Below are 14,830 nucleotides of genomic sequence, written 5' to 3'. Positions count from 1 at the left end.
TCTTATTCGGTCGTTTATTTTCCATTAGCTCTGCTCTTAGGCAATTAGCTCTGAATAGATTTCTTTTTCTAACCAAATTAAAAAAGCCCCCGAAAGGGGGCTTGTAAATACAAGAATTTTTTATGCCTTAATTTGTCAAAAGGCTCTTTCAAGTATTTTAAAAAGGTCTTCTTTTTTCAGGTCGCCCGGTGTGGTCTCGATTACTCCATACATTGCGTTATAAGAAGTTTCCACCATATCCCCGAGTGTTCCTTTTTCAACTCCCAGTGCGGAGAGCTTCTTGTTCAGCCCGAAGCGTTCCTGAAAGTCCTTTAACTTACCTATCATCATTCGGGCAGCTCTTTTGTCATCGCATTCGTATATCCCGAAAACCTCTCTGCCTACACGCGCAAGTCTTTCAAAAACAAAATCAAAAATATGTTCAAAAAGGTAAGGCCCTGTGATACAGAGCCCGAAGCCATGGGCAATATGAGGATAGTAACCGCTTATTCCATGTTCTATGGCATGGTTAGCTATAACGCCAGTAAGTGTTTCTGTTATGCCTGCTTCTGTGTTGGCCCAGGTCAATTCTGTTCTCGCATTAATATCAAGTCCGTCCTCATAGGCAATTGGCAAATTACTTATTATACGTTTCATGGAATCAATTGCCAGAAGGTCGGAATATGGATTCGCGTTTTTGTTGAGAAAAGCCTCTATTGAATGATAGAAAGCGTCCATAGATGTATAGGCCGTTTGGTTCTTTGGGAGTGTAAGCATAACCTCGGGGTCAATCAGAGATACCGATGGGAAAATCACATCATAACCTATTCCGATTTTTGTCTTCGTTTCGGGATTTGTTATCACAGCAAAGGGGTCAGCCTCAGTCCCCGTGCCATGAGTCGTGGGAATTGCGACTATGGGCAAAGCGCTTTTTGGCTTTTTACCCCCACCAACTTTTACGTAATCCCAGATCCCACCTTCATTCGTCGTAGCAATCGCAATGCATTTGGCACTATCTATGGGGCTCCCCCCACCAAGACCAATTACAAATTGGACTCCCTCTTTTTTAGCGATATCAGCTGCTTCGTTTACCTGTTCCGTTGTTGGGTTAGGTGTTATCCTGTCATAAACCACAGTTGAAATATCTGCACCTTTCAACAAAGTTAAAACCCGGTCAAGCAGACCTGATTTTTTTGTGCTATGCCTGCCGGTAACAATCATTGCCTTAGTTCCAAGCTTTTTTACCTCTTTTGGTAATTTTTCTACAGCCTTTGCCCCAAAGACCAGCTTTGTGGGTAAAAACGCTTTGAAGTTGTACATTTTACCGCCTCCTATGAAAACTGAATTAATCAAAACTGCTCTTTGTATTTCTTCCAATCATTCATGAACCTTTCTATCCCTATATCAGTGAGGGGATGCCTGAACAACGCCTGAAGCGATTTGAAAGGCGTTGTCACAATATGTGCTCCCAGTAAAGCCGCTTCGACGATGTGCATTGGATGGCGCACGCTGGCTACTATCACTTCCGTATCGAAATCGTAATTGTAGATGATTTGCAGGATCTCTTCGACGATTTTCATACCTTCGTTGGAAATGTCATCCAGCCTTCCAACAAAAGGACTTATATAAGTCGCACCCGCTTTCATGGCGAGCAAGGCCTGTGAAGGTGAAAAAATGAGGGTCACATTTGTTTTTATTCCTTCGCCTGAAAGTTTCTTTACCGCTTTTATGCCATCCGGGGTCATGGGTATCTTCACCACGACATATTCGCTGAGTTTTGCAAGCTCCCTGGCTTCTTTAACCATTCCTTGATAATCAAGGGCTGTAACCTCAGCGGAGACAGGTCCTTTGACAACTTCACATATCTCTTTTACCCTCTCATGGAATGGAACACCTTCACGCGCAACAAGCGTGGGATTTGTCGTAACACCGTCAATAATTCCCCAGTCTGCTGCTGTTTTTATTTCTTCGAGATTCGCCGTATCCAGAAAAATTTTCATCATATCCCCTCCTTCTCCTCTTACCATAATCGATTATATTTCTTAGAGTATTGCTTTTCCAAATTTCACCTATCTTCATCATCTTGTGGGGTGATTATCTCTATTGTTTTCTGGAATTCAGTAATGTCCAAACGTGTTTCCTCAAACAAGAGCTTTACGTTCCCACCTTCAAAAGAATATAGTTTGTTTCCATGGGTGGCTATGAAGTGCCTGTCATGGCTTATTGCAAGAAAACCTCCGGGAAACCTTTTTAGTAATTCGTCGAGAAGCTCCAGAGATTCTATGTCCAGATGGTTTGTAGGTTCATCGAGAAAGAGGAATTCAGTTTCTCTAAGCATTGACTTAAGAATAGCCGCTCTCATGAGCTCCCCATAGCTCAGCGAATCGATTTTCTGCAAAACTTTGTCTTTCCTGAAACCTGCCGCTCCAAGTGCTTGCCTTAACTGCAACTCATCGATATCTGAAACCCTGAGGTTATCCAGCAAGTTACCAGCTCTAAAGAAAGTCCTAACATCCTGGGGAATGTATTCCCATCTGATATTGTCATTTCTGTACAACTCACCTACTGGATCAAGTTCGCCAACAAAGCACTTCACCAAAGTGGTCTTTCCACATCCGTTGGAACCTATTAGAACAACACGGTCTTTTGTGGACAATTCAAAGTCTACATTTTCAAATACTGCTTTGTTTCCATAAGAGAAACTCAAATTAGTGCTTGAAAGCAGCCTTCTGTTAGCTACAATGTATGAAGGCAGTTTTATCTCAACCGGCTTTTCCACAAAGGGCTTTTTCTCTTTCAGTTCTTCGATTAATTTCCGGGATCTATTTTGCACCGCTTTAGCACGTTTTGCGAGCTTAGCGGCTTTATGCCCGATGTAACCCTTATTCATCACCTTGTCTGCAAATTTCTTCTGGGCTTCTTTGCTCGCCGACCAGGAAGCTCTTCTGGAAACTTCGAGTTCAAGCTGCTTTATTTTTCTCTCTATTTCTTTTGCGCTTTTTAGCCTGGATTCGAAATCGCTCTTCAGGTGTGAAAGCATCAGGGAATAGCCTCCACTAACCGCAAAAGCCGTTCCATTTTTCAGAAAATAACTTCTGTCTGCAACTCTATCGATCAAAAGCCTGTCATGGCTCACGAGAAGAATTGAAAACCTTTTTGACCTGAACTCAAGAATAATCTTTTCCAGCCTTTGACACATTTGCAGGTCGAGGTGATTCGTAGGTTCATCGAGCAGATAAAGGTTTGCCCCCGCCAAAAAGACTCGCAGGATCGCCCACAATCTCTGCTGACCCATAGAAAAAGCTAGAAAAGGCTTTTGAAGGTCTTCATCTACAAAACCGTATTTTGAGATCTCAGACTCGATTTTCCTCTCAAGTTCAAATCCGCCCAGATCGTTATATTTGTTTATTAGATCCGGGTAATCCTCTGAGTTCACTGGAAGTGATGAAAGCTTCTGGAAGATCCCTTTTATTTCCGGGAAGCTCTCCAATAAATACTCCATAGCTGTACCTTCAAAAGAAGGGGTTTCCTGAGGAAGATAGGAGGGTTTCACGTTATTCTCCAAAACGATAGAACCGGAATAAGGTCTCAAAACTCCTCTGATAAGGTTGAGCAATGTTGTCTTGCCAGAACCATTTGCGCCAAGCAAAGCAACTACCTCGCCGGGAAGTATATCCATATCAACACCTTTAAGCACGTCAGTAGCGCCGAAAGAAAAATGAAGTCCTTTTATGTGAAGCATAATTCCACCTCCAATGGAAAAATAGATGGCTATTGCCATTTGGGTTTTGGTGCTTTTTAGAAGGTGGAATTATCTGCGCATCTTATCACCCTTCGAAAGTGGTTTCAATGAAATTCTATCACAGGCAACTGCGAGTTCTAAAGCTCAATGTTGCCAGTCTCTATAATAAAGATAAAATGCTCCCTTTGTGCGTGTGCATAGTTCCGAGATGAAATCCCTGTAAGCTGAACACGACAGCAACGTATTTTGCGGTGTCTGAGCTTTTAGTTGTGTTTCTGCTTCTTCAAGCGTTTTTCGAAGACTTTCAGCTTTTTCTTTATTTTCACCCATGAAATCAAAAAGCGCGTCCCGGCTTTTTAAAATCTCTACTGCTTTCAGCAATAGTTTTCCCCATGCAATATAATCTTTCAGCCACGGAGAAATCTCCCGAACAAGCTTGCCATCAAGATTATTCAAGAGCTTCTCTCCACCTGATACCATCGCCTGCCCCTCATTTTTAAGAATGGTTAATGCCTTTTCCCAATTTCCATTGGTATAAGCAGCCTTGAAACTTTCCACTATTTCCTTTGGCTTTTCTGATTCAGCCAGGTGTAGTGGGCTTTGCATATTGTATAATGCAAAGTGTTCAAAAGCATCGGATAGCTCTCCGAAGAGCTCCTGAATTGTCTCTTTCCACGCTTCTTCAGGGGTATAGTTCCATGGGTCTGAAAAAAACTTCGCTGCACATCCCAGTGCGACTTTTGACGCCATGGGCTGTATCATAGGGTTGAGCACTATCCCCGAGGAATTTTCCGAAAGTTCTGGTGAGCGTCCCGTGTAAGGGCCAACATGGAGTTCTGGAATCATATAGCTGTCATTAACCGGATAATTGTCCCAATAGAGCGGTTCTCGACCTGTTGATTCTTTAAAAGCCATTGCGTCTGAAACGGGAATGTTCATCGAACACACCTGAGGGCCTGTCCACATAATTTTGGCATCGGGATTGAGTTTTTCAGACAATTCTTTCAAATACAGAGAATCGGGGTTTTTGTGATACTCTGTGGGGCAAACTATGAACGTTAAATGCTTCAATTTCTTTTGCAGCTTTTTCATAACCATGTTTGCAAAATAAGCCTGTGCTTCTGCAAGGGTGGCGAAATGCTTCTTGTCGTCCCTATTGAACAATGCAGGGGGAATATCATCATAGAAAAGTCCAAAAGTTTCAACACCAAGCTTGGCAAAGCTGAGATACTTATTTACAATAGCGGAAAGGTCTTCATCGCTTGAATAGCTCACCGACAGACCGGGGCTGATAGCAACCGAAACAGCTACCCCTGATTTTTCCCCGACATCAACCAGCCTTTTAAAAGCCTCCATGAATTCTGTTGAATAAGGCTCTCGCCATTTGAATCTGTGAAGCTCATCGTCTTTTGGAGCGTATATGTATAAGTTGTATCCGCGTTCCCCGATAAAGTTTATAATCTCCTCACGCTCTTCCATAGACCACGGTTTTCCATAAAAACCTTCCACCACGCCAAGGATCTCAAAGGACATATCATTTCCCCCTTTGCCGATGTTCTACTGGTAGCCATTATCATAATACACTAATTACCAAGAAAATTAGTTTTGACAAAGAAGGCTATGCTATACTTGATTGCCTGATGAAGAGGGGGTATAGAAATGGATGAAAGAATCGCCAAACATGCGAAGGTTCTGGTGAATTACTCGCTCGCTTTGAAACCCGGGGAGAAATTCTTTATGGAAGGCAGTATTGCCGTGCTTCCTTTGATCAGAGCAGTTTATCTGGAAGCACTCAAGGCAGGCGCTCTTGTTCAAGTGCTGATAGATGATCCAACTTTGGGTGAAATGCACTTAAAGCACGGAAACGATGAGCAACTGGGATATCTTCCAGAAAGCGTAATGGTTGTTGCCAAAACAGCTGACGCCTTTCTTTCAATCTGGGGAAGCACAAATACGAGAAACCTTAGCAACGTTCCCCCGGAAAATTTGAAAAAAAGTGCAGAGGGGAGAAGCGAACTCACCAAGGTCTTTTTTGAACGCATGGGAAAAGGAGAAATGAGATGGTGCGGAACTCTATTCCCGACTGAAGCTGAAGCCCAGGAAGCTTCCATGTCTCTAAGCGAATATGAGGATTTCGTTTATACTGCCTGCCATCTCGACAGCGACGACCCCGTTGCGGAATGGAAGAAAATCCACGACCGACAACAAAAATACGTTGATTTCTTGAACGCCAAAAAACATCTCAGAATAGTTTCCAAAGACACAGACATTGAAATGAGCATAGAAGGACGAAAATGGATAAACAGCGATGGACATGCTAACTTCCCATCCGGGGAAGTCTTCACAGGTCCTGTTGAAGATACCGTGAATGGCCATATACGTTTCTCTTTCCCCGGTATCTTCCAGGGGCGTGAAATTGAAGATATAAGGTTGACTTTTGAGGATGGAAAAGTGGTAAAAGCAGAGGCCTCCAAGGGGCGGGATCTACTTGAAAAATTGCTCGAGATAAAGGGAGCGCGTTACGTTGGTGAAGTGGCAATGGGAACCAATTACAACATAACTAAATTCACCAAGAATATGCTTTTTGACGAAAAAATCGGCGGCACGGTACATCTGGCCTTGGGAAGAGCATTCCCCGAAACAGGCGGAAAAAACGAATCAGACATCCACTGGGATATGCTCTGTGATATGAGAGATGGCGGTGAAATCTACGCAGATAGCGAACTGATCTACAAAGACGGAAAGTTTTTGATTTAACTTCCCAATAATAACGGCTTGTGTTTTGCAAGCCGTTTTTTTTAGTTTTATCAGCATATTAAAGCTCAATCCCTACGTTTATCCACAAGAAAAGCAATCCCCATTCTGGATAGTCGATAATCAAGCTGTCAAATGCACCCTTTGCACTTCGATTCTTAATCAAGTAAAAAAACAAGTCCCCAACAGGGAATTCTATGAATGCTATATTGAAGAATTTACATTGTATCCTTAAGCCGACGCTCAAAGTAACAGCTTTGAAATCATATAAATCTATTTCCTTAGCAACCATCATGTTTTGATAGCCCAATCCGAAACTTGCAATGGGGATAAAGTCAAGGAATCCCAGTTTTGCGTCAAAGATGTAGTAATCAAAGTATCCTCTGTGTGCAAGCAACTGTGCTTCTGCACCGGTTAGGTCACCCACAATATAGGGATTGTCGGCAATGTGTTCAGGACTGAGCTGGACATTGATACTCAAAAGCCTATAACCCAATTTACCGAATTTCTGCCCAAAGAGGAAAGTATAATTGTCTCTACCCAAATTTGTAAAGTTCCTTTGAAGCAGTTCGGAAATCTCTATCCCTAAGTGAAAATCTTCAAAAATCGCTGAAATGTCAGCCATCCCAAAGCTCGACGTAATAACAAAAAACAAAAGAACAGCCAGAATAATTCCCTTCAAAACAACCACCCCCGAAAATATTTTACAGTCCATTAGCTTGAACACCAAATATTTTGGAGATCTTTATAAACTTTTGATTGAAATAACAAGTCTTACCTTAAAGCTGTTATTAAAGAGGTGTTTTTATGTCCAAAAGAAAACTCAGTGAATTTGAAAAGTTCGTATTGTTCAAAAAAGGCACGGAAAAACCTTTTACTGGAAAGTACAATGACCATTTTGAAAAGGGAAAATACGTGTGCAGGAATTGTGGGATACCGCTTTACACTTCTGATGATAAATTTCATTCTGGCTGTGGTTGGCCAAGCTTTGATGCTGAAATCCCCGGTGCTGTAAGGAAAAGTTTAGATGCTGATGGATATAGGACGGAGATAACCTGCAGCAATTGTGGTGCTCATCTGGGCCATGTTTTTGAGGGAGAAGGGTTCACACAAAAGAACACTCGCCATTGTGTGAATTCTGCCTCTCTGGAATTCCTTACAGATGGAGAAAAGCCGGAAATAGATAGAATATTTCTTGCAGCTGGTTGTTTTTGGGGTGTTCAGCAACTTATGAAAGAATTTGAGGGCGTGTTGAAGACACGAGTCGGATATATGGGTGGAAGGACAAAGAATCCAACATACGAACAGGTTTGCTCAGGTTATACAGGGCATATAGAAACAGTCGAAGTGATTTTCAATGCAAATGTGGAAAGTATAATCAGGCACTTCTTTGAAATCCACGACTTTTCACAGGTTGATAGGCAAGGACCGGATATAGGCTACCAATATAAAAGCGTTGTTTTTTACACAAACGAAGAACAAAAGGAAATCACGCAGAAAGCTATCGAGTCGCTCAAAGAGAAATTCCCGGTATCTACTGCTGTTGAGAAGGCAGGATATTTCTGGCTTGCTGAGAATTATCACCAAGATTACTACGAAAAGACAGGCAAAGCTCCTTATTGCCACTATATAAGGAAAAATATCTGGTAGCCTATGCAAGGAAGTATTTATAAATGCTTGTTTATATACATATTAACATCCGCTTCTCTAATTAAGCTTTCTGTCGAATTGTGTTTTTCAGGACTGAATTCAGCGAAACCATAACTGAAGTTAACTGTTACATCCTGTAATTCAGCTGGCTTTTCAGAGTTAAGTGAATCTTTAATACGTAACACAATCTTATGAGCGCTTTTCAATCGAATGCCATCAAAAATAATTAGAAACTCATCGCCACCCAACCGACCATAACAGTCCGTGCTTCTTATATTCACTTCAATCTTTGATGCTATGTGTTTAAGCAAACAATCACCGATATTATGCCCGTGCTTATCGTTTGTCATTTTTAGACCATCGACATCTATGTAGCAAACCGTTAGCGGCGATGAATTTTCCCGGGATTTGTTCATCAGCTTTTCGAGGAGTTCGAGAATCGCTCTTCTGCTTTTAGCGCCTGTCAAATCATCTGTTTCCGCCAAATATTTCAACTGCTGAACCTTTTCATCTTTTTTTGCCATTTGCTCTGAAACTCTATTTGCCAATTTTTCAAAAATCCGTTCCATTTCTGCTATTTCATAGATCTCTAACGTTTTCGCAGAACTTCTTGATGGAAGCTTGAACTCCTTTATAAAAGAAGACATCTTATTGAGTAATTCATAGAATGGGTCGATAAACTGCTTTTTCATATTAAGCCCTAAAAGAACTATCATAAGTGCAAAGAATATCAGCGATGAAGTTATAAGGAAAAGGAGTTTATTTCTAAATCCAACAAGTGGGGTAAAATCCATACTCAGTTTTATTCTCGAAAGAAAATTGACATTTGCGTCTCTCCACACGATAGGATTCCAGTTGGTGTAAACCGCTTCGTCGGTTTTTGACAGCTTTTTGACAATGTAATTGTTTTCTGAACGCGCTTTTTTCAGTATCTCCTTTTCTTCCTCTGTTAGCTTCCGAAAGCTTTCATGGAAAGGCGCAAAAGCTACACTGTATAACTCCAAATTCTCTACATATGCGAGTGATTTTGAAAGTACACTTAATTTTTCAAGCATATTTGCAATTACCGCAGGGTCTATTGCAATTCCAATTTCAAGAAAGCTCCTATCTGGCAGGCGATAATAACCATATATCCGGGGCTTATTCGTCTTCAATTCTATGGATAAAGACTCAACAAGATAATCTCCCACTGTAATCGCTTCGATTCGCTTCCAATATGTTGGAACTGTATTAGCAATGTCAAGGCCAATATCATTTGTGTAGTTACTTCGTGTAATCACTCCATCGGAAGATATGAGATACCAATTTGCTTCCTGAATGTCTTTTAGTTGTTTTTTCGAGAGATAGTTCATGAATAAATTATCTATATCCCCGTCATTCAAATCTGGCTCTTTGATCAAGTACGAGGAAAGATTAAGCAACATATCCTTCACAATACCGTGATAAGTAGCATCAAAAGCTATCATGGTTTTTCCCCATTGATCAAGATAAGTTTTAACAGAGCTTATGGCAGCTTCATATTCATGCTTTTTTACATCCTCAAAGAAATTGCCAAAAATGAAGAAGAAGGAAGTGATCGTGATTATCAGTAAAAGCATGAAAACCAAAAGATTGTTCATAGCAAACTTTCTGAACATCCTTACCTTTGCCACACTCTCGCCCCACCCTTATTGATATTATATTGAAAATTATTTTATCATATCTTTATTTCTGAAAACATTAAGTCTCGGAGTGAAAAGCGACAATGGCGTGAAAATCCATAATCACCCACTAAATAAAGAGGATATGGAATAACAAAGTGATACTATTAAAGGAAAGGGGGAAAGTTAATGGCTATTTTTCGACCTGAAATTTATCATGGATTCAGAAAAAAAGAGCGATTTTTTGAAGGCTGGTATTTTAAATTTGTAAGCAAAGACAGGCAGAAAGCTCTTGCCGTTATTCCGGGAGTTTCAATAAATAATGGGAATTCCTCTCACGCTTTTATTCAACTCATAGCCAATGATAATTTCACACGCTATATCAGATTTGATTTCTCTGAGTTTTACGCAAGCAAGAAAGAGCTAAATTTGAAAATCCAGGGGAATAGCTTCAGCCAAAATTATGTGAAGCTTGAAATTAAAAGCCCTGATGTAACACTTTGGGGTGAAATAAGCTTTTCAAATCAAAATCCCTGGCCTGTTACCATTCTTTCTCCGGGCGCTATGGGCTGGTATTCATATATGCCCTTCATGGAATGCTATCATGGGGTTTTGAGCATGGACCATGATCTGAAGGGGAAGCTTTATCTGAATTCAAAAGAGCTCAACTTTGATGGTGGAAAAGGATATATTGAAAAAGATTGGGGAAAATCCTTTCCTTCTGCATGGATCTGGCTTCAAAGCAACTGCTTTGAAATTGATAGAACCTCCATAATGGTCTCCGTTGCGACGATTCCCTGGATCGGTAAGAGCTTTACCGGTTTTATAGTCGGTTTTCTATATTCCGGGAAGTTGTATCGCTTTACCACATATAACAGAAGCGAGCTTTCGAGGTTAGAAATATCAGAAAACAACGTTATGCTTGAATTCAGAAGAAAAGACCTCAAACTTGAAATCGAAGCTTACAGAACCGATGGCGGTGAGTTGAGATCGCCAATCATGGGTAGCATGGAAGGTAGAATAAACGAAACCCTCAGCGCTTTGATAAAGGTTACCCTTAGCAAAAATGGAAAAAAACTATTTCAAGGGACTGGAACTAATAGTGGTTTGGAAGTAGTTGGAAAACTCAAAAGGTGAAAACAACAATCCATGGTTTGCAATTGTTGCTGGAAATTAATGATATAAGCTTTAACTCATCTTTGCCTCTCATTTTACAAAGATGCTCGTAACTGTCTTAAATTCCTTAAATCCAAGTTTTTCATACAGATTATTAGCAGGATTACTAGCAGTAACGTCGAGGATAGCTTTTTCAAACCCCATTACTTTTGCTCTCTTTAAGCTATGAACAATCAATTGTGTAGCAATTCCCTGTCTTCTATATTCTTCAAGCACAATAATATCTCCAACCAAAAGCGTTTTTTCAACGTTTTCAATTTCCATATTTATGATGAAGCCTTTCAAAAAATCTTTTCCATAGCCAAAGGAAAGTTCAGAAAGATATTTCCCTATTGCCTTTTCGACTATAATTTCTTTGTAGAATTTTCTTACATCTTTGGAGCAATTCATGTTTATCATTTTTCTGTCATACTCGGGTGTCGCATCAAAAATTTCCTGCGCTTTAACAGCAATATCTTCGAAGTTTAAAGAATGTATTTCCCGTTCATTGATATGAACTTCCGGTATGTTTTCCAGAGATCTGAACATTCTAACCCTATTGAGCGTGAAATATACATCGGTTTCATGATCATGCATTTGACCCTCATCTAAAAATAGCTGAATTGATCTTTCATGAAATTCTTTTTTCAGTTCTTCCGAAAGGAGCTTTAAAATTTCCTTCTTTTTTTGAATTGAAAGGCTCGTGGATAGTTGAACATTTGCAAAGAGAGCATCTCCCGGAAAAGCAAAACCAGATACACGAGCAATTTCTTCGTTTTCATCGGTTATATTCCATGCGTTTTCGTTTTTTTGTATATGCATTTTCCCTCTCCTTTGTGTCTATTTTACAAACCCCTTACTCAAATCAATCTTACAATAATGGGCTTTATTTTTGTGGATAATACTCGTATGGTGTCTCAAAAATCAGTAACAACCAATAATATCTGCCCTCTTTCTGTAAGGTCGGCTGTTCAAACAATGAACATAACACAGAGGTTGTATGCCAAAATGGCCAAACCCAGTACCGCATCATAATTCCTGTTTCTCACATACCAGATGTATTCCAGATTGAAATACTCTTGTAGAATGTTAATCGTCGTTATCCCTTTGTCGAGAATGATTTTCTTTGCAATACGAGTAATCATGTTCAATGCAATTTCTCTGACTTTTTCATCTATTCATTTCCCTATTTTAAGCTTAGCTGTCATCAATATCATAATTTTGAGTAAATATACATTTGAGTATTATGTTTTTATACATAATACTATGAAACATAATATGATAGAATCTGAATGGGAGGGACTATATGTTTGTAGATAGAAAAGAAGAGATCTTAGTTCTTGAAAAGGAATACATGAAAGCTTCTTCTTTTGTTGTTATATACGGAAGAAGACGAACTGGTAAGACTACTCTTATAGAAAAATTCATTGAAAACAGGTCCGCGCTGTACTTCCTTGCTACTGAGGAACCTGAGGTGATTCAACGTAGAAGATTCCAGAGGCTGCTATTTGATTATACTGGAGACAGAGTGCTTTCCAATTTTGATCAGCCGCTGGACTGGGAAAGTCTGTTTATTATATTTTCAAGGCAAAGTGGAAAGAAAATACTTGTGATGGATGAGTTTCAGTATCTAGCTACTGTGAATCCAGCATTTCCATCAGTCTTTCAACTGGTTTGGGATAGATATTTGAAGGAATCCAATACCATGGTCATTCTTTGTGGTTCTCTTATTACTATGATGCTCGGTCAGGTTCTTCGTTATTCCAGTCCGTTGTATGGCCGGCGTACCGCACAGATATTGCTAAAACCGTTGAGCTTCGAGAGTTATGGTAAATTCTTTGATTTTGACGATAAAGAAAAGCTTCTTGAGTTTTATTCAATTACTGGAGGTATTCCAAAATACATAGAAGAAGCAAGAAGCTTTGAAGACCCTATCAAGTTTATCGTAGAGGCCATTTTGGATAAGGACAGTTATCTGTACAGAGAACCCTTTTTCCTTCTCGAAAAAGAAACGAACGCAGTGGGAACTTATATGTCAATAATCGCGCAGATAGCGGATGGAAAAAACAGGATTGGAGAAATAGCATCGGCGTTTAACAGTAATCCAAGCCATTTTACCAGATATCTTAAAGTTTTGAGAGATCTAGACTTTGTCGAGCGAATGGTTTCGGTTACCGAGAAGAACCCGGAAAGATCGAAAAAAGGTATTTATTTGATCAAGGACAGGTTTTTAAATTTCTGGTTCCAATATGTTTTTCCCTTTCTTGGTTATTTGGAAATTCGAAAGATTGACCCTGCGTTGAGAAGTATCAAGAACACTTTCCGTTCTGTGTTGGTGCCACTTGTGTACGAGGCTCTTTGTAGGGAAGCCACCAATACTATGGCTGCAAGAGGAGAACTGCCCTTTGTTCCTGAGAAAATCGGGAAATGGTGGGATAGGAAAAATGATGTGGACATAGTGGGTATTTCGAAAGATAAAATAATTACCGGTGAATGCAAATACACTTCGAGTCCAATGGACACGAAGTCGCTCTATCTTCTTGAAAAACGCACTGAGATGATCGCCCAAGGAAAAGAGCCATTCTATATATTGTTTTCTAAAAGTGGTTTTACATCAGAGCTTCAAGAGATATCGAGGAAAAAAGATAACATTAAGCTCATAACCTTTTTGCCAGATTAACTGTATAACGGTATAGGGTGTCTCAAAAATCAGTAACAGCCAATAATATCAGTCATCTTTCTGTGAGGTCGGCTGTTCAAGACATTGAACATAGCACAATGGTTACCTCAAAAGTCTTTGAAATAACTCAAATGTTGTTATCACAGTTTCAGATGAAAGAATGTTTATAAAAAAAGAAGAACTTCCCCGAGTTTTTGAGCGTTTTTCAGGGGAAGCAATATTTGTAATTGTTTGTCGGCATTAAGTAATACTATCCTTCTTCACCTTATCTTCCTCAGGTTCAGAAACATACTTCATGAATATCTTTTCAAAATTCACCGTGTCCTGTTCAATAGATTTTATTTCTGTACCGACAGTTTTTAAAGTGTCCATGAGATCAAAGAGTTTTTTGGGGTTTTCAAGGTCAATGGCAAATTCCAAAAGCCCATCTTCCTTTTTAGTGATCATTGCGCCAAAAGTTTCAAGAGAAGTTATATCCTGGCCATTGGTAGATACTTTCAACACATATCTCCGCGCTTTGAACATTTCCATGAGTTTTTCCTTTCTTTCACACACCACAATTTTACCTTTACTCATAATGGCAACTCTATCTGCAATCGCTTCGACGAGGTTCATATCATGAGTCGATAAAAGAATCGTTTTTCCTTCCTTTTCAACCAGACTTCTAAGAATATGACGAAGCTCGATGGAAGAAGCCACATCAAGTCCCAAAGTTGGTTCGTCGAGTAGCAAAATCTCCGCCCCCGTTGCAAGGCAGACAGCTACGGCTGTTTTTTGCTGCATGCCTCTTGATAGCTGTTGCGCAAGGTCATTTGCTTTTTCCTTAAGACCGAATTTATCAAGGATTTCCAGTGATTCCTTTCTTGTTAATCTCTTTCCACGTATACCGGAGAAGTAAATCATGTTTTCTACCGGCGTCATCCGCCAGTAGATGTTTCTGTTCCCTTCCAAAACAGCGCTTATGTGCCTTAAGGCCTTTCCACGCTCTTTCAAAATACTCTTGCCCATTATTTCCAGTGAGCCCGAATCGGGAAGGAGCAGCCCACAAATGCTTTTTATTGTGGTCGTTTTTCCCGCTCCGTTTGGTCCGAGAAGTGCAAAGATTTCCCCCTGTCGTATCTCAAATGAAATATTGTCAACTGCAACAAGCTTTTCTCTTGTTTTTCTTCTGTGGTAAGTTTTGGTAAGATTTTGCACTTTTAAAATTACTTCATTTTTCACATTATCACC

13 protein-coding genes are annotated in these 14,830 nt (G+C 40.0%); 4 read left to right on the top strand and 9 right to left on the bottom strand.

Going from position 1 to position 14,830, the window contains the following annotated elements:
- Positions 1 to 135: 135 nt before the first annotated feature.
- From AT15_RS07885 to AT15_RS07870, 4 genes are all read right to left on the bottom strand, one after another.
- Positions 136 to 1,299 (bottom strand): iron-containing alcohol dehydrogenase, encoded by a 1,164-nt coding sequence (locus tag AT15_RS07885; RefSeq protein ID WP_068348134.1) that lies wholly within the window; start codon positions 1,297 to 1,299, stop codon positions 136 to 138.
- A 29-nt stretch (positions 1,300 to 1,328) separates the two neighbouring features.
- On the bottom strand, positions 1,329 to 1,979 hold the full coding sequence (gene fsa / locus AT15_RS07880; RefSeq protein ID WP_068348132.1) for a fructose-6-phosphate aldolase: 651 nt from the start codon (positions 1,977 to 1,979) through the stop codon (positions 1,329 to 1,331).
- Positions 1,980 to 2,044: 65 nt separating this feature from the next.
- Positions 2,045 to 3,721 carry an ABC-F family ATP-binding cassette domain-containing protein gene (locus AT15_RS07875; RefSeq protein ID WP_068348129.1) on the bottom strand — a complete coding sequence of 559 codons (1,677 nt, stop codon included), beginning with the start codon at positions 3,719 to 3,721 and terminating at the stop codon, positions 2,045 to 2,047.
- A gap of 144 nt (positions 3,722 to 3,865) precedes the next feature.
- A complete protein-coding gene (locus AT15_RS07870) occupies positions 3,866 to 5,254 on the bottom strand; it encodes a protein O-GlcNAcase (RefSeq protein ID WP_068348128.1) in 1,389 nt (462 codons plus the stop codon).
- Positions 5,255 to 5,380: 126 nt separating this feature from the next.
- Here AT15_RS07870 and AT15_RS07865 point away from each other — a divergent pair, with 126 nt between their 5' ends.
- Positions 5,381 to 6,478, top strand: coding sequence for an aminopeptidase (locus AT15_RS07865; RefSeq protein WP_068348126.1), 1,098 nt, complete (start codon positions 5,381 to 5,383; stop codon positions 6,476 to 6,478).
- A 58-nt stretch (positions 6,479 to 6,536) separates the two neighbouring features.
- On the opposite strand, the gene AT15_RS07860 is transcribed toward AT15_RS07865, so the two are convergent.
- Positions 6,537 to 7,157 (bottom strand): hypothetical protein, encoded by a 621-nt coding sequence (locus AT15_RS07860; RefSeq protein WP_068348124.1) that lies wholly within the window; start codon positions 7,155 to 7,157, stop codon positions 6,537 to 6,539.
- Positions 7,158 to 7,282: 125 nt separating this feature from the next.
- Here AT15_RS07860 and AT15_RS07855 point away from each other — a divergent pair, with 125 nt between their 5' ends.
- The gene (locus AT15_RS07855; RefSeq protein ID WP_068348122.1) at positions 7,283 to 8,125 is read left to right on the top strand and encodes a bifunctional methionine sulfoxide reductase B/A protein; all 843 of its coding nucleotides are present in this window, start codon (positions 7,283 to 7,285) and stop codon (positions 8,123 to 8,125) included.
- A 17-nt stretch (positions 8,126 to 8,142) separates the two neighbouring features.
- Here the strand turns inward: AT15_RS07855 and AT15_RS07850 are convergent, their stop codons facing one another.
- Positions 8,143 to 9,777, bottom strand: a complete 1,635-nt coding sequence (locus tag AT15_RS07850) for a GGDEF domain-containing protein (protein ID WP_068348116.1) — start codon at positions 9,775 to 9,777, stop codon at positions 8,143 to 8,145.
- Positions 9,778 to 9,954: 177 nt separating this feature from the next.
- On the opposite strand from AT15_RS07850, the gene AT15_RS07845 reads away from it, so the two are divergent.
- Entirely contained in the window at positions 9,955 to 10,902 is a 948-nt protein-coding gene (locus AT15_RS07845; protein WP_068348113.1) for a tocopherol cyclase family protein, read from the top strand.
- Between the two features lie 69 nt (positions 10,903 to 10,971).
- Here AT15_RS07845 and AT15_RS07840 read toward each other — a convergent pair whose 3' ends face one another.
- Both AT15_RS07840 and AT15_RS10205 read right to left on the bottom strand, forming a co-directional pair.
- Positions 10,972 to 11,742: a GNAT family N-acetyltransferase gene (locus AT15_RS07840; RefSeq protein ID WP_068348111.1), complete on the bottom strand. Its 771-nt coding sequence runs from the start codon at positions 11,740 to 11,742 to the stop codon at positions 10,972 to 10,974.
- 149 nt (positions 11,743 to 11,891) lie between these two features.
- A complete protein-coding gene (locus AT15_RS10205) occupies positions 11,892 to 12,071 on the bottom strand; it encodes a hypothetical protein (protein WP_153019728.1) in 180 nt (59 codons plus the stop codon).
- 155 nt (positions 12,072 to 12,226) lie between these two features.
- On the opposite strand from AT15_RS10205, the gene AT15_RS07835 reads away from it, so the two are divergent.
- On the top strand, positions 12,227 to 13,600 hold the full coding sequence (locus AT15_RS07835; RefSeq protein WP_068348110.1) for an ATP-binding protein: 1,374 nt from the start codon (positions 12,227 to 12,229) through the stop codon (positions 13,598 to 13,600).
- Positions 13,601 to 13,840: 240 nt separating this feature from the next.
- Here the strand turns inward: AT15_RS07835 and AT15_RS07830 are convergent, their stop codons facing one another.
- Positions 13,841 to 14,821: an ABC transporter ATP-binding protein gene (locus AT15_RS07830; RefSeq protein ID WP_084251633.1), complete on the bottom strand. Its 981-nt coding sequence runs from the start codon at positions 14,819 to 14,821 to the stop codon at positions 13,841 to 13,843.
- Positions 14,822 to 14,830: the final 9 nt, after the last annotated feature.

This window comes from Kosmotoga arenicorallina S304 (assembly GCF_001636545.1).
Taxonomy (GTDB): domain Bacteria; phylum Thermotogota; class Thermotogae; order Petrotogales; family Kosmotogaceae; genus Kosmotoga_B; species Kosmotoga_B arenicorallina.
Note: the sequence above shows the minus strand (reverse complement) of the source record. Positions and strands in the feature narration are given on the sequence as shown.

Bases quoted from the DNA above. Each gene is read 5' to 3' on its own strand.
- AT15_RS07835 (WP_068348110.1), top strand. From the start codon at position 12,227: ATGTTTGTAGATAGAAAAGAAGAGATCTTAGTTCTTGAAAAGGAATAC.
- AT15_RS07870 (WP_068348128.1), bottom strand. From the start codon at position 5,254: ATGTCCTTTGAGATCCTTGGCGTGGTGGAAGGTTTTTATGGAAAACCG.
- AT15_RS07855 (WP_068348122.1), top strand. From the start codon at position 7,283: ATGTCCAAAAGAAAACTCAGTGAATTTGAAAAGTTCGTATTGTTCAAA.
- AT15_RS07865 (WP_068348126.1), top strand. From the start codon at position 5,381: ATGGATGAAAGAATCGCCAAACATGCGAAGGTTCTGGTGAATTACTCG.
- AT15_RS07875 (WP_068348129.1), bottom strand. From the start codon at position 3,721: ATGCTTCACATAAAAGGACTTCATTTTTCTTTCGGCGCTACTGACGTG.
- AT15_RS07845 (WP_068348113.1), top strand. From the start codon at position 9,955: ATGGCTATTTTTCGACCTGAAATTTATCATGGATTCAGAAAAAAAGAG.
- AT15_RS07885 (WP_068348134.1), bottom strand. From the start codon at position 1,299: ATGTACAACTTCAAAGCGTTTTTACCCACAAAGCTGGTCTTTGGGGCA.
- fsa (WP_068348132.1), bottom strand. From the start codon at position 1,979: ATGAAAATTTTTCTGGATACGGCGAATCTCGAAGAAATAAAAACAGCA.
- AT15_RS07840 (WP_068348111.1), bottom strand. From the start codon at position 11,742: ATGCATATACAAAAAAACGAAAACGCATGGAATATAACCGATGAAAAC.